Below are 18,086 nucleotides of genomic sequence, written 5' to 3'. Positions count from 1 at the left end.
GAGCTGCACAGACTCCGATACCTCACGCGCAGATTACTTGGGCGTGACTCCGACCAACGGCGCCAACTGAGTGGCGATCGGATTGAGGTTCAGCTTGTCCGGGTCTACCTTCGGCTTGAAATCCCACGGCTGGATCGTGTCCGGATCGGCGTAGATCACCCGGTTTGCACTTCGGACACCGGTCTCGCTACCCAACGGAACTTCACAGGACGCTGCCGTATTGAGCGGGAAATCCTGCTGCGTGTCGTCGAAGTTCGGATCCTTGCGCTTCATGTCGTTGATGATTGCCATCGTGCCTTCGTATCCGACGGTGCACGAGAGCGGATTATTGGTCTCCAGCACCAATCCCTGGTGCACAGTTCCGTCACCCGGAGCCACTGTCGGGGCCGCAGCTGCCAAGCCCGGCAGGAAGATCAGGAACGGTTGCAATGCAATTGCGCGTGGGGCCAAGGTCTTGGTGGTCGCCGCAAGATTGGTGAGGTCGGTGGTCAGCGACGGACCGCCCTCGTTGATGAGCGCCCCGATCTGATCGCTCGCGGGGATGCCGTTGTCGATCAAACGCCTGATGTCGGGGTCGCTCGTACGGAGTTGCGCGGCAACAACATCGAGATCAGCACTGAACTGCTTGATCGCTGACGACTGATCCGACTGCGTCGTGAGCACAGTCTCACTGTCTCGGATCAGTCCGAGAGTCTGTGGCAGCGTGTCCAATCCGGACTGAGAGAGACCGGACAGCGAATCTGCGAGGACCTGGATGTCTTCACCCTTACCGTTGAACGCTGCGCCCAACTCGACAGCGACGGTATGGAGTGCGTCGACCGGTACGGAATGCACCAACCCGTTGGCGCTGCCCAGCACCTCTTCCACCGGAATCGGCGTCGTCGTGTCACCCACCGCGATCACCGATCCGTCCTGAAGGAACGGACCCTGATCGGTGTCAGGAATCAAATCCACGAACTGCTCGCCGATAGCCGAGCGGTTGGCCACCACGGCCTTTGTCGACGCCGGGATTTGCGGGGCACTGCTGTCGATCATCAGATCGACCTCGATACCGTTGGACGTCAACGACATATCACCGACGCGTCCCACCGGCACACCGCGGTACGTAACCTCGGCGTTGGTGAAGATTCCGCCCGACGTCGCCAATTCAGTCTTGACCGTGTACTGACCGAAACCCATGAGATTGTCGAGACGTACGTACTTGGCACCCACATAGACGAGCCCGAGAAGCGCAACCAGCACGAAGCCGACGAGTTGCCATTTGACCAGAGCTGATCTCATTGTCCACCACCGATTCCGAACTGATCCAGCATTCCCTGGATGGGGTTGAGCGGGCCGTTCGCGGCCGGAGCAACAGCATCACCTGTCGGCGCCACCGGCAACGCGGCGACCACCGGCAACTGCGGCAGAATCGGCGCGATCGGGAGGAGTGAAACCGTCGGCCAACCTGGCCGTGGACCATTCCCGTTGTAGTACGGGTTGGACGGATCGACCACCGGCTTGGGGTCGCCGAACTTCGGCTGGCGATATTCGGGATCTCCCTGTCCGACACCGAGTCCGGAGAGTGTGTTACCGATCTGCAAGTCGACCACCAAGAAGAGGTTCACGGATCCACCCTGAGTGATCTTCTCGACGCCGTCGGGGAACGGGAAGGTCGGCAGGAACGGAAGTGCGCCTACAAAATCGTCACCAGAATCCGCCAAGGCCTGCAGCGTCGGCCGCAGCGCCTGCAAGTCCGCGATCAAGTCGTTCTTCGACTGTGTGAGGACATCGGTGCCTACGGTTCCGAGGCGATCGACCTGGGTGAGCATCTGCGTCAACTGCGGACGCTGCTCGTTGAGAACCTGTGTCGCAACGGGCAATTCCTCGAGGATCTTGCCGATCTTCTCGGTCTGATCGTTGACGCGAGTGGACAGAACATCGAGTCCGTCCAGGGCACGAGTAATGTCGTCGCGCTGTTCGTTCAATCCACCGATCAGCGTGTTTGCCTGTTCCAGAAGACTTCTCGTCTTTCCTTCACGGCCGTCGAAGGCTGCGCCGAGTTCCTGCACGATTGGCTGCAATTGGCCGACACCGCCGCCGTTGAGCAGCAGTGACAATGCACCGAGCACCTGTTCGATCTCGGTGGCATGACGCGTCCGATCCAGCGGAATCAGGTCGCCATCGGCCAATTTTGCCGTGGTGTCCGATCCACTCGGCGGAGCCGAAAGCTGAATGAACTTCTCGCCGAGCAGATTGGTCTGTTCTACTGCCGCAACGGCATTGGCCGGCAGGTCAACCGACGAATCCAAGATGATTCCCACGTCGGCAGTCCAACCGTCCGGACCGACCGTCACCTTCTCGACCCGGCCGACCGGAACACCGTCCACCTTGACGGCAGACTGCGGAACGAGATCCAGGACGTCGTCAAATTGGATAGTCAGGTTCATCGGATCCGATCCGACATCCGGTCCACCCGGAAGCGGAACGGCGTAGATGCCTTCCGACGAGCATGCCGTGGCGCCGAGCAATACCGCGCAGAGTCCTGCGCCCACGATCAATGTGCGCTTCACTCGCCCTCCCCACTGGTCAGTCGCGGTGACACAACACCGGGCACTGTGCCCGGCACTACCTGGGTTTGACGCTCCGGACCGGCCAGAATCCCGAAGGGAAGATTCAGGTTCTTCGCCTTCTCGGCCGCATCCGACATCGCTGCAACGCCCGCGCACTGATCGATAGCCGGCTGCATCTGTCGTCCCAACTGCTCGAATCGCGGATCGCCGGGAAGCAACTTGCCGACATCCATCAACTTGCACAACACAGCGGCCGGATTCTCCAGGTCGGGGAATGCCAAACGTGAAGCAAGAACACCAGCTTCGGCGTCGTACGAGTTCACGAGGTTGGAGATCGCAAGCGGCAACATGGTCAAGGTGTTTGCGAGCCCCTCCTTGTTGTCCGCCAACGTCTGAGTCGGTGCAACCAAACCGTCTACGGTCGTCACCAACTGATCGCGGTTGTCTGCCACGAACTTCGCGACGTCCCCGAGTGCCAACGACAACTGATTCAGAGCGGCACCCAGATCATCACGCTCGCCGGCCAGAAAACCCGTGAGGTCTGACAACTGCGTATTGAACTGGCGCACTTGCTGGTCGTTGGTTGCCAACGCCCCGACAAAAGTATTGAGGTTCTTGATCGTGATCGAGATGTTGTCTCGCGAGTCGTTCAAGGTGCGGGCCGCGTCGGACAGCTGGGTAATGCTCTCCCCCAATGCAAGTCCGTTCCCGTCCAGGTTGGCTGCGCCGGTCTCCACGAACTTCGAGAGCGCACCGTCCTTGTTCGCACCTTCGGGGCCGAGCGCCGCCGAGAGGTCGTTGATACTGGCATACAGCTGGTCGACCTCGACCGGAGTAGCAGTTCGGTCGATCGGGATCTCCGAACCGCTGGCCATCTTCTCGCCGCCGGTGAAGACGGGGCTGAGCTGAATGTAACGGTCGGCAACCACCGACGGCGTGATCTGTGCCGCGTTGGCATCCACCGGGATATCGATCCCACGATCGACTCGCATTTCGACCTTGACTTGGTCGCCCTGCGGTTCGACCGACGTGACGCTGCCGACCTTGACGCCGAGAATTCGAATGTCGGAGCCGTCGTAGATTCCGATCGACTTGTCGAAGTAGGCCGTGATCGTGGTTGTGCCGGCGCGGGTCAACACCCACCACAGGCCCCCGACGATAACCAGCACACCGATCAACCCCGCAGCGACAATCGCAAGAGTTCGCTTCTTGGAGCCCCTGCCGGCTTCTGCAGTGTCAGCCATCAGTTGCCTCCCAACGTACGCATCGGTTCGCGGTAACCCGGAATGTCCGGCAGACCCGGCGGAAGAAGGTTGACGACGACCTGATCGAACCAACGACCGTTACCGACCACGTTGGCGTACAAGCGGATAAAGGGTTCGTAGAGCTTCAGAGCCTTGTCCAAGTTCTCGTTGTTGGCTTCCAGAATGTCGATGACACCGTTGAGCTGCGTCAGCGCTGGTCCGATCGCCGCCTCATTGTCACGGACAAGACCGGTGAGCTGCTGCGACACTCGCTGAGTTCCGGTGAGCAGTTGCGAAATCGACTGCTGGCGATTGTTCAACTCCTGCACCAGCAATCCGCCGTCCCTGATCAGCTGAGTGAATTCTACGTTCCGGTCAGCCAGGATCTGCGAAGTCTTTCCTGTTGCGTCGAATAGCTTCTGCAAGTCCTGATCGCGGCTCGCGATCGTCTGCGACAACCGACTCACGCCGTCGAGCGAGGCCCGGACATCATCCGGGGTCTCGGAGAATGCCTCGGACAGCGTCTCCATGCTCTTGGCCAACTGGTCGGTGTCGATCTCACCGACCGTGTCGGACGCCGCCGAGAAGGCCTGCACGACGTCGTACGGAGACGTGGTGCGTGCCAGCGGAATCCGTTCCTTGGGATCGAGGTTCTCGGTGCCGCGCGGATCGAGAGCAAGATACTTCTGACCCAAAATCGTTTTGATCTGGATGGACGCCGATGTCTGGTCCCCCACCCACGCGTCCTTCACCTTGAAGTCCACCAGCACACGATCCCTATCGAGGTCGACGGACGTTACCTTGCCGACCTTCACACCGGCGATACGAACCTCGTTGCCGGGCTTGAGGCCCGCAGCTTCTGAGAATTCGGCAGCGTACGAAGAACCTGCGCCGACGAATGGGAGTGAATCGAGGAAGAACGCGGACAAAGTTGCCAGTAGCACCACGAAGATGCCGATGGCGCCGGCCATTGCCGGACTGCGACGTTTTTTCATCGGCCCTGCAACTCCTTGATTCCGTCTTGAGTGCATCGGGTGGCCGCGTTGGTGTAGATCGGCTGGTTGACCGTAGGCAGCCCGGTCGGCAAGTTCAGCGACGCTGACTGCCCGGGACCGGCGACGATGTCGATTCCGCACAGATAGAACTGGAACCACGAGCCGTAACTGGCCACGCGCGCCAACTTCTCGAGCTTGACCGGCAACGTCGACAGCACCGAATTCACGTCGTCACTACGACGATTCAGAGTTGTCGCCAGCGTGTTGAGCGCCGTGATCGACCCCTGAATCGAGGGACGCGTCGGCTCCAACAGATCGGCGGTCGCGTCGGTCAGACCGGCGAGTGAGGTGACTGCGGAACCGACAACACCCCGCTCGTTGGCCAATCCGGTGACCAGTTGTTGAGTGTTGATGATGAGCGAATCCAGGTTCTTGTCATTCGCATTCACGGTCGCGAGTACATCGTTGAGATTCTTGATGACCGCCCCGATGACTACGTCCTTGTCTGCCACCGTATTGGTGAGACTCGCTGTGTTTCGGACTAGTTCACCGATCGTTCCCGACTCACCCTGGAAAACCTGGATGATCTGGTACGAAAGCTTGTTCACATCCTCAGCACTGAGTGTGGTGAACAGCGGCTTGAAGCCGTTGAACAGCGTCGTGAGATTGACGGCAGGACGAGTCTGATCGAGTGGAAGTGTGTCGCCCGCGTTCAGCTTCTTACCCTGACTCCCCTCCCCCTGCGCCAGAGAAATGTATCGCTGACCGACAAGGTTGCGAAAGCGGATCGTGGCAATGGAACTGGCCGGCAACCAGTCTCGATCGGAAACCGAGAACTGAACTTCGGCTTGGTTATCGTTGACGATCGCGATCTTCTCGACCTGACCGACACGAACGCCGGCGATACGAACCTCATCGCCTTCGTTCAACGACGTGACATCGGAGAACACCGCATTGAACTTGGTTCCGCCGCCTCCTCCGAGGTTCGCGATACTCGCTGCAAGCAAGCCCGTAGCCAAGATGGTCACGACGATGAAGATGATGAGTTTTGTCAGCGGAGCTGCAAGGCCTCTCATTGGAAGCTCACCTCCGCGCCGGCGAAGGCCGGAGCGCTGACCATGGTTGTCCACGACGGAACATCATCCGGCGCAACACCATTAGCCTGTCCGTAAATCACCTTCAACGTATCCTCTTCGAGTTTCGAGCCGGCGTACCCGGCCTGCTGCACGGGACCGCTGTTGTTGGTCGAGAACATCTGGGGTCCGGAGCCTTCCGGCGCCGGCAGGAACTCCATGGTTTCCGGCCCACCGTTTCGCGAAGGAACCTGGTAGGAACCGTCACCGTACGAACCACCGGGGTACTGCGGGAAAGGCATGCCGGGTTCGGTCACGTTGTCGTAGCACACCGGTCCACGGTTATCCACGAGCCGAGGTTCGTCCTGGTTAGGCAGGTAGCGCCCCTTCGGATTCACGATCTGAATGTTTGCACGGACACCGGGATTGGGTGCGTCTACGGAAAGAATCTGCGCTGCATCGGGTGCCGCGTCCGAGAATCCCTTGAAGGTGCACCCAAATGTCGGTGAGTACTGTGCCAACAACTGCAGTGCTTCCGTGGAGTCGGCGGCCAAGGTGATGATCGACGACGCGTTGGTTTCGAGGAAGGCGGCGGTGTTCGAGGACGTTGCAGTCAACGATGCCAGCAGAGTGTTTACCTGATCCTTCTTCTCGACCACCGTTGTTCCGGTAGTCCGAAGACTATCGAGAGCATTCACCAGATCGGGCGCGGCGTCGGAGTACGTCTGCGAGAAGTCTGCGAACTTGCGCAAATCTTCTTGGACTGCAGGCAGTTCGGTGTTGACCTCTCGGAAGATCTCTTCGAGTCGATCGACGGTGAATCCGAGTTCAGTGCCACGACCCGAAAGACCTTGTGCAAGTGAACCGAGCGTGTTCGCGAGATCCTGGGGCGGAATTGCCTGCAGCAGGGGAAGCAAACCGTCGAGGACTTCACCCACCTCGACAGCGTTGCCGCTCTTGTCCTGGTGAAGCACAGTTCCCGCCGAAATCGGTGGTGCCGTAGTCCCCTCCGGGATGATCAACGACACGTAGCGCTCGCCGAACAGCGTCTTCGGAAGTAGACGCGCAGTCACATTGGACGGGATCTGATCCGCTTTATCCGGGTCGATCGCAAGAACGGAAGTTACCTGGCCGTCTGTGGTCGATGCCGAACGCACCTCACCCACCAACAACCCGCGGACCTTCACGTCGGCATTGGGTGGCAAGGCATTTCCCACGGAGTCCGTGACGAGGTCGACTTTCACGACCTCCTTGAACGCCTTGTTGAATGTTCCGATCGTGAAGACGAGAAACAGTGCCAGCACAACGAAGAACACAAGTCCCAGCACACGACGGCGCAGTACTGACGGAGCCTCGATCATCCGGCCACCCTCACTGTCGTCGTGGTTCCCCAGATTGCGAGGCTGAGGAAGAAGTCCAGTACCGCGATGGTCACGATGGCGGCGCGAACCGCGCGACCGACAGCCACGCCCACCCCCGCGGGACCGCCCGACGCGTGGAACCCGTAGTAGCAGTGGATCAGAATCAGCACGAACGCGAAGACCAGGACCTTCGCAAACGAGTACAACACGTCTTGCGGTGGCAGGAACAAGTTGAAGTAGTGGTCGTACGAGCCCGTCGACTGTCCGTTGAACACGGTGCTGATCACACGCGAAGCGAGATACGCGGCGAGCAGGCCCACGATGTACAGCGGAATCACGGCAACAAAGCCGGCGATCATGCGCGTCGTGACCAGGAACGGTACCGACGGAACTGCCATGACTTCGAGGGCGTCGATCTCCTCCGAGATTCGCATCGCGCCCAGTTGTGCGGTGAAGCCACAACCCACGGTCGCCGAAAGTGCCAGCGCAGCAACGATCGGCGCAATCTCACGGGTATTGACGTACGCCGACAGGAAGCCCGTCAGAACCGAGCTACCCAACTGTTCGAGTGCGGCAAATCCCTGCAAGCCGACAACGACGCCGGTGAATCCCGACATCATCGCAATGACGCCGATGGTTCCGCCGATGACAGCCAAAGCGCCACTGCCGAAGGTAACTTCGGCCAACAGACGAAGCGTTTCCTTGCGGTAGCGGTGCAGTGTGCGCGGAGTCCAGGCAATGGCACGCGCATAGAACGACATTTGTTCGCCCGCGCGGTCGAGCACATTGAGTGGCATTCGGGCGAGCTTGCGACTTCTCAGTAGAAACTGGTCGCCGCGGCCTCGTGCGATGGTCATTTAGGTCAAGATCCCTTCGCCGGCACGATCTGGAGGTACACCATCGTCAGAATCAGATTGGCGAAGAACAGCAACAAGAACGTGATGACCACGGCCTGGTTGACCGCTTCACCGACGCCCTTGGGCCCACCTGACGGATGAAGTCCCTTGTACGACGAGATAACGCCCGCGATGACCCCGAACACCGCGGCTTTGATCTCGCCGCTCCACAGGTCGGGCAGCTGCGCAAAGGCCGAGAACGACGAGATGTACGCGCCCGGATTGCCGCCCTGCAGAATCACATTGAAGAAGTAGCCACCCGCAATACCGACGACGGACACAAGTCCGTTCAGCAACACTGCGATAAGGATCATCGCGAGAACACGTGGAACCACAAGTCGCTGAATGGGATTGATGCCCAGCACTTCCATGGCATCGATCTCTTCGCGAATAGTTCGCGATCCGAGGTCGGCGGTCACCGCCGAGCCGGCCGCACCGGCGACCAGCAGTGCTGTCACAAGCGGACTGCCCTGCTGAATCACCGCCAAGACGCTGGCGGCGCCGGTGAACGACTCAGCACCGAGTTGCTTGATCAGTGAGCCTGTCTGCAGTGAGACGACGGCGCCGAACGGAATAGCGACCAATGCAGTCGGCAAGATCGTCACGCTGGCGATGAACCACGCCTGCTCGATGAACTCGCGAAACTGAAATGGGCGTCTGAACGTGTTCTTGACGACCTCGACAAACAGCTCGACGATATTTCCGGCCTGAGTTAGCGCTCCGTTGACCGGACTCAGAACCGAATTGCGGGTGACACCCATCCGATATGCCTACCCTTGCCCGTGGGTCGTGTTTCCGTATGGATCGCCCTCGTATGCAGGGATCACCTGCGTGTCCTGCGAATTTCCGTCCCACTCGCCCGCGTAACCGCTTGCGTCGGCGTATTGCGGATCGTACTGGCCACCCACGCCCGCTTCGTTCAGGCTGTCCGCAATTGCGGCCTGCGCGTTTGCCGGAAGGGTGTGCATGATCTGACGGACACGTTCCTGACGGCGTCCGACGGCCTGACGCTCCGGGTTACCGGGCGTTGCCTTCATCTGCGGAACGATGCCCTCGACATCCTCGACGCCACCAGCGTGGTGACCGGCATCAACGAGCGCCTGCTCGTGAGCCATCTGTGCTTCGTCCTTCTCCTCCGACATACCGATCGGACCGATCATGGTGCCGTTGAGGAACTGCTTGACGACGGGCTCGTCCGACGTCAGGAGCACCTCACGCGGGCCGAACATGACGAGTTGGCGACGGAAAAGCATGCCGATGTTGTCCGGCACGGTCCGAGCGAGGTTGATGTTGTGCGACACGATCAGAATCGTGGCGTCGCTCTGCGCGTTGATGTCGATGAGCGTCTGGCTGATGTAGGTGGTGCGCACCGGGTCGAGACCGGAGTCCGGCTCGTCGACGAGGATGATTTCGGGATCGAGAACGAGCGCCCGAGCCAGACCTGCACGTTTACGCATACCGCCGGAGATCTCACCCGGGAGCTTGTCCTCGGCGCCGACGAGACCCGTCAGATCGAGCTTCTCCATCACGATCTTGCGGATGTCGGACTCGGACTTCTTAGTGTGCTCACGCAACGGGAATGCGATGTTGTCGTACAAGTTCATGGAACCGAACAGTGCGCCGTCCTGAAAGAGCACACCGAACAACTTGCGGATCTCGTAGAGCTCCTTGGAGGAGCACTGGAGAATGTCCGTTCCGTCGATCACGATCGAACCCTGTTCAGGGCGGAGCAGGCCGATCAGGGACTTCAAAAATACCGACTTACCGGTGCCCGACGGTCCCAGAAGAGCACTGACCTCACCGGCAGGGAGCGTCAACGACACATCCTGCCAAATCCTTTGCGACCCGAAAGACTTTGTCAGCCCTTGTACCGCTACCTCGACTCCCACCATTACCTCCGCGATGTCCGATGCATGCACCCCATGTGGGTTGGGTCACTCTATCGCATGTATGTGTTACCCGTGACCGCGAATACTACTAACCGGTAGGGAAGGAACACAATTCACCAGGCAGGGCCGGTCGCGCACAGTCTCCGACCTGCATCTATTCGGACAAATCTCGCGCGAAAAATTGATCAGAAAAGATCAAAAAAGAGGGCCACTTCCCGTTGGAAGTGACCCTCTTCTACCACTCGTGAGAGCAGCGGGGAAAACCGTCTTACTTGATGACGATCTTCGCGCCGGCGCCTTCGAGCTTTTCCTTTGCAGCTTCTGCTGCGTCCTTCGAAACCTTCTCGAGGATTGCCTTCGGAGCGCTCTCGACGAGATCCTTGGCTTCCTTCAGGCCGAGGCCGGAAACGACCTCACGGACGACCTTGATGACCTGGATCTTCTTGTCGCCAGCCGACTCGAGGACGACGTCGAACTCGTCCTGCTCTTCAGCAGCCTCGGCAGCCGGTGCGCCTGCAACGGCGACGGCGACGGGAGCAGCAGCGGTGACCTCGAAGGTCTCCTCGAATGCCTTAACGAACTCCGAGAGCTCGAGGAGGGTGAGCTCCTTGAACTGGTCCAACAATTCTTCGGTGCTGAGCTTCGCCATTGTGGCGGTCCTTCCGGTAAGTCCCATGTCGCTGATCCGCGACCGGGCGGGGTTATAGCAGTGATGCGCGGGTGCGGATCAGCTTTCGGCTTCGGCCTCGGCCGGAGCCTCGGTAGCAGCCTCTTCGGCAGCTTCGACGGGAGCCGAAGCTCCGCCTTCTGCGGCCAGCTTCTCCTGCAGTGCAGCAGCCAAACGGGCCATCTGCGAAGCGGGAGCATTGAACAGGCCTGCGGCCTTTGCCAAGTTGCCCTTCATCGCGCCGGCAAGCTTAGCCAACAGGATTTCGCGGGATTCGAGATCCGCGATCTTGTTGACCTCGTCCACGGACAGCGCAGCGCCGTCCATGTAGCCGCCCTTGATGATGAGCGCCTTGTTGTCCTTTGCGAAGTTTTTCAGTGCCTTCGCAGCGTCGACCGGTTCGCCCTTGATGAATGCAATGGCGGTCGGTCCGACGAACAGGTCATCAAGGCCCTCGATGCCAGCCTCTTTGGCGGCACGCTTAACCAGGGTGTTCTTGGCGACGGAGTAGGTGGCACCTTCTCCGAGAGCGCGTCGCAGTGTCGTGATGTTGCCCACTGACAGACCACGGTATTCCGTGACCACAGCAGCGGTCGAACCCTTGAACTGCTCGGTGATTTCTGCAACTGCAGAAATCTTCTCAGGCTTTGCCATACTTCGCCTCCTCTCGTGACAGTCGTTATCCCACTTCGGAACCGCTGCGCCTCGCCGGGAAACCCGACTCGACACAAGGCGAAGGACCTAAGACATGCAAAACGCCCCGGCGCAGGGCGCACGGGGCGTACAGAGGAGACAAACAGGAACGGATTGAACCGCTTCCGACAGTTTCCCCCTACCTCGTCCTCCTGCGTGGGCGCCGGGCAATCCCGGACTTTCAACCACACTCATTTCTGAGTGCAATAACCAACGGTCTTGGGTAGAACATGATTTTGGGGTGAAGTTCATATCCAGCACTGAACTTCGTGTCGAAGACTACCGCACATGGGAGTGCATCTCCAACTCGCCCGCAATCCGAACATCTCACCAGTGAAGTGCGTCACAAGGTAGTCCGGATGTGATGCGCAAGCCATGAAATATGTCGAATTATACGTAACTTAAAGTAACGGTTAAAGGTTAGCGTTGCTCCATGACGCACACCACAGAAATGCCACCGGAAGCCCGAAGGTCACCGATCACCTCCCGCTCCGGACGATTCATCGCGCTTGCCGTCATCTGCCTTGCCGAATTGTTGGTCGTTCTCGACAACACGATCGTGAACGTAGCTCTGCCCTCGATCGGCGTCGAACTTCGTACGAATGTCAGCGGACTTCAGTGGGTTGTCGACGCCTACACACTCACGTTTGCCGGACTACTACTCGCCTTCGGCAACCTCGGCGACAGGCATGGTCGTCGGAAGATAATGATCGTCGGACTGATCGGCGTCGGAGTCATGTCTGTCGCGGGGGCGATGTCGGGTTCATTGGAGCAGGTCATCGCTGCCCGGGCCGCGATGGGAATCTTTGCCGCAGCGGTCTTTCCGGCAACTCTGGCCCTCATCATCAACATCTTCGACGATTCACGTGAACGCGCACTTGCCATTGCCGCTTGGACTGCGATGGCCGGATTCGCGATCGCTATCGGTCCGATGTCCGGCGGCTGGCTTCTTGAACACTTCTCCTGGCATTCCGTCTTCTGGATAAACGTTCCGGTCGCCGCCGTCGCGGTCCTTGCAGTCCTGCGTTGGGTTCCGGAGTCGAAGTCGTCGAAGGTTTCCCGTGTCGACAAGCTCGGAATCGTCTTGTCGATCACCGGCATCACGCTTCTCGTCTGGGCAATCATCGAGGCCCCTCGCTATGGCTGGCTGAGTTCGACAACTCTGGGCGTCGGTATCGGCGCCGTAGCGATCCTCGTCGGGTTCGTTGCGTGGGAACTGCACACTGCCTCGCCAATTCTCGACATGCGCCTGTTCCGCAACCGCCGTTTTGCTCTACCCGCGCTCGCCATCGCCATCGCGTACTTCTCGATGTTCGGCTTCCTGTTTCTGATCACCCAGTACTTCCAAGGTGTTCGCGAGTACACGCCATTCGAATTCGGGGTGGCATCGTTGCCGTTTGCCGTGTCGGTGGCCGTCGGCGCACCGGTCGCGACGCTCCTGGCCCAAAGAATCGGGTCCACTGCTGTCATAGTGACCGGCCTGCTTCTCACCGGTCTCGGGCTGTTCCTCGGCGGACTCGTCGACGTGAACAGCAGCTACTTAATCGACGTTCTGCCGTCGATGGTGTTCATGGCACTCGGACTCGGCATTGTCCAGGGTCCCGCGACCGAATCGATCATGTCCTCACTCCCACTCGACGAGGCCGGCGCAGGCTCGGCGGTCAACGACACGACGCGCGAAATTGGCGGCACCCTCGGCGTCGCAGTTCTCGGATCGATCGTCGCGTCGTACTACTCCAGCAAAGTCAGTCCCCTCATCGACCAGGTGCCCGACGCGATGATGTCCGACGACGAAAAGGGATTCGCGAAAGCCTCGGTACTCAGTGTCCTCGAGATGCGTGAACGGGAAGTGCCGCAGATCTTCGACGCCTCACGCGAGACGCTGATCACCTCGATGAAGTCCGCAGTCCTCGAAGGTTCGCACACAGCCTCACTGGTCGCGACCGGATCCGTCTTGATCTGCGCTGTTGTCGTCGCGGTTTTCCTCCCCTGGGCACCCGCGGACAACGACTCGGTATTGCTCGCTTGGGAAAGAAGGACTGACGAACAGCAAGAAGGCCGGTAGGGAGTGATCCCTACCGGCCTTCTAGTGTTCAGCGAACTGCTTACGCGTCTGCAGCATCCTCGAGGAGGTTGCGCGTACGGTTCGGATCCACCGGGATGCCCGGACCGGTGGTGGTCGAAACCGTGATCTTCTTCACGTAGCGGCCCTTAGCCGACGAGGGCTTCGCACGCAGGATCTCGTCCAGCGCTGCGCCGTAGTTCTCCACCAGCTTCTCATCGTCGAACGATGCCTTGCCGATGACGAAGTGCAGGTTGGCCTGCTTGTCGACGCGGAAGTTGATCTTTCCGCCCTTGATGTCGTTGACAGCCTTCGTGACATCCGCCGTAACGGTGCCCGTCTTCGGGTTCGGCATCAGGCCACGGGGTCCGAGGACTCGGGCGATGCGGCCGACCTTGGCCATCTGGTCAGGGGTCGCGATTGCGGCGTCGAAATCGACCCATCCACCCTGGATGCGCTCGATCAGGTCTTCTGCACCGACTACGTCAGCGCCTGCAGCCTCAGCTTCTGCTGCCTTCTCGCCAACAGCGAACACGATGACGCGAGCGGTCTTACCGGTGCCGTGGGGCAGGTTGACCGTTCCGCGGACCATCTGGTCAGCCTTACGGGGGTCGACGCCCAGACGAACTGCAACCTCAACGGTTGAATCCATCTTGGTGGACGACGTCTCCTTGGCGAGCTTTGCAGCCTGAAGCGGGCTGTAGAGCTTGTCTGCGTCGATCTTCTCAGCGGCGGCGAGGTACGCCTTGCTGCGCTTTGCCATTTGTTCTGTCCTTACTTCTCACCGCAGTGCGGTACTACCTGCAGCGGGTGAATGGTTCAGTTGTGGTCAGGGCCTGGCCGGCCCTCCCACGCGATGCTGTGGAGCGGAGAGCTGTTAGCCCTGGACCGTGATGCCCATGGAACGAGCGGTGCCGGCGATGATCTTCGCGGCCTGCTCGATGTCATTGGCATTGAGGTCTTCAGCCTTGGTCTTTGCGATTTCGCGCACCTGATCCATGGTCACCGTGGCGACCTTGGTCTTGTGCGGCTCGCCGGAGCCCTTTGCCACGCCGGCAGCCTTGAGCAGCAGACGCGATGCGGGAGGAGTCTTCAGCTTGAAATCGAAGGTCCGGTCTTCGTAGACCGAGATCTCGACAGGCACAATGTTGCCGCGCTGGGACTCAGTCGCCGCGTTGTAGGCCTTGCAGAACTCCATGATGTTCACGCCATGCTGACCGAGCGCGGGACCCACGGGAGGTGCAGGGTTAGCCTGACCTGCGGGGATCTGCAGCTTGATGAGCCCGGCGAGCTTCTTCTTCTTTGGGGGCATCTCTAGTTCCTAGTTTCTAGCTTGGGTGTGTGTCTTGCGTCTTACAGTGCAAGTGTGGGGGTCAGATCTTCGCGACCTGGTTGAAGTTGAGTTCAACCGGGGTTTCACGACCGAAGATCGATACGAGAACCTTGAGCTTCTGCTGCTCGCCGTTGACCTCGCTGATGCTGGCCGGCAGAGTCGCGAACGGACCATCCATGACTGTGACGGATTCGCCGATCTCGAAGTCGACCTCGATGAGGGGCTTGCCGAAGGACTCGGACGGTGCCTCGCCTGCTGCGACAGCAGCCGCTGCTGCCTGCTGCTTCTTCTGCTCCTGCTGTGGAAGCAGAAACTTTACGACGTCGTTGAGAGACAACGGAGACGGGCGCGACGTGGCGCCGACAAATCCGGTGACGCCCGGCGTGTTGCGCACTGCGCCCCACGACTCGTCGTTGAGTTCCATGCGGACCAGGATGTAGCCGGGCAAAACCTTGCGGTTGACCTGCTTACGCTGACCGTTCTTGATCTCGGTGACCTCTTCGGTGGGAACTTCCACCTGGAAGATGTAGTCACCGACGTCGAGGTTCTGAACGCGGGTCTCGAGGTTGGTCTTGACCTTGTTCTCGTAACCTGCGTACGAGTGAATGACGTACCAGTCGCCCGGTGCGCGGCGCAGAGCAGCCTTCAATTCCGCAACGGGATCCTCGACCTCGAGGTCTGCTTCGGGAGCAGCTTCGTCGGAGTTCTCGGCGTCCTCGGAGATGACGTCTTCTGTTGCTTCGGTCTCGACAGCATCTTCGGTCTCGACAGCGTCGGCTTCGGTGCCATCGGCACTGTCAGCATCGGTGCCTTCGGCAACCACGACGTCTACTTCGGCTGCCGCCTCGGCAGAAACACGCTCTTCGGCCAAGGCCTCATTCGTGTCGTTCTCGGGGGTGCTCACTGGGGCACTCGCTTCCTCTCGTTACTCGGACCCGGGTCGGGTCGGGTCGTGTCGCGCTCGCAGGCAAAGACGCCCGGTTGTACGGCGATCAGCCGAACAGCCAGGTGACACCCTTGATCACAGCGATATCGACGCCGCTGATGAAAGCGACCATGAAGACCACGAACGCCAGCACGACGCTGGTGTAGGTGACCATCTGCTTGCGGTTCGGCCAGATGACCTTGCGGAGTTCTGCGATGACCTCGCGGAAGAACTTCCGAAGGCGCTTGAAGAGGTTGTCCTTCTTCGCCTTGGGCTTCTTGCCGGGGTTCTGTGCAATCGGCTTTGCCGATGCCGTCCGGGCCGGAGTCTTCACGGTGGACGCGCTGACCGAGGCGCCGCGTGCAGCGCGCTTTCCGGTCGGCTTGTTGGAAACCCCACTCGAAGTGGAAGGTGACTCTTGGTCACCGTCCTTGTCCAGCGAGAGATCGGAACGCGTGACCGCGTCAGCTGCAGTGTCGTCAACACCGGTCGAATCGGCAGACTGTAAAGTCTCCGCGTTCGATGTGTCGGCGTCGCGCTTGTCGCGCTCCTCGCTCACGTCGTTCCTCTCAGTCGCTGGCATCCGGGGGCAGGGGCGACAGGACTTGAACCTGCAACCTGCGGTTTTGGAGACCGCTGCTCTGCCAGTTGAGCTACGCCCCTTTGGTTGACGTCTCCGGCCGACATTTTCATGCCTGCTGTTTCAATCAACCGCTCTGCGATCACACAACACACGCGCTACCCAAGGTGAACATCTTGCGACGTTCAGGGCAGCGCGCAGCGCTGAGGAATCCCAGAAATCTCAGTGTACTTCAAAGCCCCGGAACAAACACAATCTACCCGGCTATCAGGCCAGACGGACCGTGGCAGTGGCTCGACCGAAGATTTTCTTGCCTTCGGACTTCGCCACAATTGCCAGTACTGCAGTCTTACTTTCCTCGTCGATCGACTTCACCTTACCGGTGAACTCGATCTCGGCAGCCTTGTCAGCCGCCACGATAACCGGGCTAGTGAACCGTACATTGTACTCGGTCACAGCGCCCGGGTCCCCCAGCCATTCGGTGACGTAGCCGGCACCGATGCCCATGGAGAGCATGCCGTGCGCCACCACATCGGGTAGGCCGGCAAGTCGAGCAACCTCGTCACTGAAGTGAATCGGGTTGGGATCACCCGCGACACCAGAATAGTTGGCGAGGTTTCCACGCGTCAGCGTGACGGCCTTCTCCGGAAGGAGATCGCCGACGCTCACGTCGGAAAATTTACGAAGCGACATGCATCATCACGTCCTTGACTGCGTGGGCGATATTCTCGTCCACCTCGCCACCGGTGCGGGCAACCAGAGTTGTCCACATCGTGACGACCTTGTCGTCGTTCTGATCAGTGATGATGTTCTTGGTTACGATGATGTCGCTACCGGCTGCCTGCCTGAACGAATCCAGGTAGACGTCGCAGAAGAGTCGATCCCCAACCTGAATTGGCTTATGCAGCACAACCCGTTGGTCGGTATGGAGGATCTGACTCAGGTCGTAGCCGGTGACGATTTCATCGAACAGACGTCGCTGAGCGATACTGCCCACGATCGCAACAAACGTCACCGGGGCAATCAGGCCATCGTATCCGAGGCCTTTAGCAGCGGTTTCGTCATAATGCGCGGGGTGCGCGTCCTGGACAGCGCGAGCGAACTCGCGCACCTTCTCGCGCCCGACCTCGTAGAAGTCTTCGACACGATAGTGGTGACCAACCATCTGGACGGCATGAGCGGCCGGGTCCAGAGGGACCTCGGCCGCTGCCTCGTTCACTTGCAAATCTGTCACGCGGAAAAACTCTCTTCTAGCTTGGACCCGAAGACGCAGGCCCGGAGAGGGTTTACCGCGAAAATCGCTGTCCGGTTAAGGACTGTGCTACTTCGACTCGCGATGCGACTGGTGGGTTCCGCAGTTGGCGCAGAACTTCTTGAGCTCCAGGCGATCGGGGTCGTTACGCCGATTCTTCTTGGTGATGTAGTTACGGTGCTTGCATACCTCGCAGGCCAAGGTGATCTTGGGCCGAACGTCGGTCGAGGAGGCCACGGGATGCCTTCTTTCGGGTGTATCTGATTACGAGCAATCAGGGTGGATCATGCATATTGTGTAGCGGTGACCGGACTTGAACCGGCGACGCAACGATTATGAGTCGTTTGCTCTACCAACTGAGCTACACCGCCTCGGTGTCGAGTGTCGCGCGTAAGCACGGCACCCCAATCCAGCGAGCCCCCTAACGGAATCGAACCGTTGACCTTTTCCTTACCATGGAAACGCTCTACCGACTGAGCTAAGGGGGCGTGGCCTCTGGAGTGCGTTTCCGCTCTCTTGAAGCCTCCGAAAGATTACACAGAAACAGTCGTCAGCACCAAATCG

The 18,086-nt window shown here is 59.7% G+C and carries 19 protein-coding genes and 3 tRNA genes; 1 reads left to right on the top strand and 21 read right to left on the bottom strand.

Annotated elements, in window-relative coordinates; genetic code table 11:
* Positions 1 to 33: 33 nt before the first annotated feature.
* From MTX36_RS10820 to rplJ, 11 genes are all read right to left on the bottom strand, one after another.
* Positions 34 to 1,281: an MCE family protein gene (locus tag MTX36_RS10820; protein ID WP_243619748.1), complete on the bottom strand. Its 1,248-nt coding sequence runs from the start codon at positions 1,279 to 1,281 to the stop codon at positions 34 to 36.
* Entirely contained in the window at positions 1,278 to 2,552 is a 1,275-nt protein-coding gene (locus MTX36_RS10815) for an MCE family protein (RefSeq protein WP_243619747.1), read from the bottom strand. Before MTX36_RS10815 ends, MTX36_RS10820 begins: the two co-directional genes overlap by 4 nt.
* Positions 2,549 to 3,796: an MCE family protein gene (locus MTX36_RS10810; protein ID WP_243619746.1), complete on the bottom strand. Its 1,248-nt coding sequence runs from the start codon at positions 3,794 to 3,796 to the stop codon at positions 2,549 to 2,551. Before MTX36_RS10810 ends, MTX36_RS10815 begins: the two co-directional genes overlap by 4 nt.
* Positions 3,796 to 4,791, bottom strand: a complete 996-nt coding sequence (locus MTX36_RS10805) for an MCE family protein (protein WP_243619745.1) — start codon at positions 4,789 to 4,791, stop codon at positions 3,796 to 3,798. Before MTX36_RS10805 ends, MTX36_RS10810 begins: the two co-directional genes overlap by 1 nt.
* Positions 4,788 to 5,867 carry an MCE family protein gene (locus MTX36_RS10800; RefSeq protein ID WP_243619744.1) on the bottom strand — a complete coding sequence of 360 codons (1,080 nt, stop codon included), beginning with the start codon at positions 5,865 to 5,867 and terminating at the stop codon, positions 4,788 to 4,790. The genes MTX36_RS10805 and MTX36_RS10800 overlap by 4 nt, the downstream gene beginning before the upstream one ends.
* On the bottom strand, positions 5,864 to 7,225 hold the full coding sequence (locus MTX36_RS10795; protein WP_243619743.1) for an MCE family protein: 1,362 nt from the start codon (positions 7,223 to 7,225) through the stop codon (positions 5,864 to 5,866). Before MTX36_RS10795 ends, MTX36_RS10800 begins: the two co-directional genes overlap by 4 nt.
* Positions 7,222 to 8,082 (bottom strand): ABC transporter permease, encoded by an 861-nt coding sequence (locus MTX36_RS10790; RefSeq protein WP_094271803.1) that lies wholly within the window; start codon positions 8,080 to 8,082, stop codon positions 7,222 to 7,224. The genes MTX36_RS10795 and MTX36_RS10790 overlap by 4 nt, the downstream gene beginning before the upstream one ends.
* A 5-nt stretch (positions 8,083 to 8,087) precedes the next feature.
* Complete coding sequence (locus tag MTX36_RS10785) at positions 8,088 to 8,882, bottom strand: ABC transporter permease (RefSeq protein ID WP_094271802.1); 795 nt, start codon at positions 8,880 to 8,882, stop codon at positions 8,088 to 8,090.
* A 9-nt stretch (positions 8,883 to 8,891) separates the two neighbouring features.
* Positions 8,892 to 10,013 carry an ABC transporter ATP-binding protein gene (locus tag MTX36_RS10780; protein WP_279394487.1) on the bottom strand — a complete coding sequence of 374 codons (1,122 nt, stop codon included), beginning with the start codon at positions 10,011 to 10,013 and terminating at the stop codon, positions 8,892 to 8,894.
* 265 nt (positions 10,014 to 10,278) lie between these two features.
* The gene (gene rplL / locus MTX36_RS10775; protein ID WP_243619742.1) at positions 10,279 to 10,659 is read right to left on the bottom strand and encodes a 50S ribosomal protein L7/L12; all 381 of its coding nucleotides are present in this window, start codon (positions 10,657 to 10,659) and stop codon (positions 10,279 to 10,281) included.
* Between the two features lie 78 nt (positions 10,660 to 10,737).
* Positions 10,738 to 11,331: a 50S ribosomal protein L10 gene (gene rplJ / locus MTX36_RS10770; RefSeq protein WP_094271799.1), complete on the bottom strand. Its 594-nt coding sequence runs from the start codon at positions 11,329 to 11,331 to the stop codon at positions 10,738 to 10,740.
* Between the two features lie 472 nt (positions 11,332 to 11,803).
* On the opposite strand from rplJ, the gene MTX36_RS10765 reads away from it, so the two are divergent.
* On the top strand, positions 11,804 to 13,435 hold the full coding sequence (locus tag MTX36_RS10765; protein WP_243619741.1) for an MFS transporter: 1,632 nt from the start codon (positions 11,804 to 11,806) through the stop codon (positions 13,433 to 13,435).
* A 40-nt stretch (positions 13,436 to 13,475) separates the two neighbouring features.
* On the opposite strand, the gene rplA is transcribed toward MTX36_RS10765, so the two are convergent.
* From rplA to MTX36_RS10715, 10 genes are all read right to left on the bottom strand, one after another.
* Positions 13,476 to 14,195 carry a 50S ribosomal protein L1 gene (rplA, locus tag MTX36_RS10760; protein WP_243619740.1) on the bottom strand — a complete coding sequence of 240 codons (720 nt, stop codon included), beginning with the start codon at positions 14,193 to 14,195 and terminating at the stop codon, positions 13,476 to 13,478.
* Between the two features lie 114 nt (positions 14,196 to 14,309).
* Positions 14,310 to 14,744 carry a 50S ribosomal protein L11 gene (gene rplK, locus MTX36_RS10755; protein ID WP_243619739.1) on the bottom strand — a complete coding sequence of 145 codons (435 nt, stop codon included), beginning with the start codon at positions 14,742 to 14,744 and terminating at the stop codon, positions 14,310 to 14,312.
* 61 nt (positions 14,745 to 14,805) lie between these two features.
* The gene (nusG, locus tag MTX36_RS10750) at positions 14,806 to 15,669 is read right to left on the bottom strand and encodes a transcription termination/antitermination protein NusG (protein WP_094271796.1); all 864 of its coding nucleotides are present in this window, start codon (positions 15,667 to 15,669) and stop codon (positions 14,806 to 14,808) included.
* A gap of 88 nt (positions 15,670 to 15,757) precedes the next feature.
* Positions 15,758 to 16,249, bottom strand: a complete 492-nt coding sequence (secE, locus tag MTX36_RS10745; RefSeq protein WP_243619738.1) for a preprotein translocase subunit SecE — start codon at positions 16,247 to 16,249, stop codon at positions 15,758 to 15,760.
* Positions 16,250 to 16,280: 31 nt separating this feature from the next.
* Positions 16,281 to 16,353, bottom strand: a tRNA-Trp gene (locus MTX36_RS10740).
* A 184-nt stretch (positions 16,354 to 16,537) separates the two neighbouring features.
* Positions 16,538 to 16,963, bottom strand: a complete 426-nt coding sequence (gene hadB / locus MTX36_RS10735) for a (3R)-hydroxyacyl-ACP dehydratase subunit HadB (RefSeq protein ID WP_094271794.1) — start codon at positions 16,961 to 16,963, stop codon at positions 16,538 to 16,540.
* Complete coding sequence (gene hadA / locus MTX36_RS10730) at positions 16,950 to 17,435, bottom strand: (3R)-hydroxyacyl-ACP dehydratase subunit HadA (RefSeq protein WP_243619830.1); 486 nt, start codon at positions 17,433 to 17,435, stop codon at positions 16,950 to 16,952. The genes hadB and hadA overlap by 14 nt, the downstream gene beginning before the upstream one ends.
* Positions 17,436 to 17,591: 156 nt before the next feature.
* On the bottom strand, positions 17,592 to 17,759 hold the full coding sequence (gene rpmG, locus MTX36_RS10725; protein ID WP_243619737.1) for a 50S ribosomal protein L33: 168 nt from the start codon (positions 17,757 to 17,759) through the stop codon (positions 17,592 to 17,594).
* Positions 17,760 to 17,820: 61 nt separating this feature from the next.
* A tRNA-Met gene (locus MTX36_RS10720) sits at positions 17,821 to 17,893 on the bottom strand.
* Positions 17,894 to 17,937: 44 nt separating this feature from the next.
* Positions 17,938 to 18,010: transfer RNA gene (locus MTX36_RS10715), tRNA-Thr, on the bottom strand.
* Positions 18,011 to 18,086: the final 76 nt, after the last annotated feature.

The organism is Rhodococcus sp. ARC_M6, from assembly GCF_022810305.1.
GTDB lineage: Bacteria > Actinomycetota > Actinomycetes > Mycobacteriales > Mycobacteriaceae > Rhodococcus_F.
The sequence above is the reverse complement of the archived record's forward strand: the minus strand, read 5'-3'. Positions and strand labels throughout refer to the sequence as shown.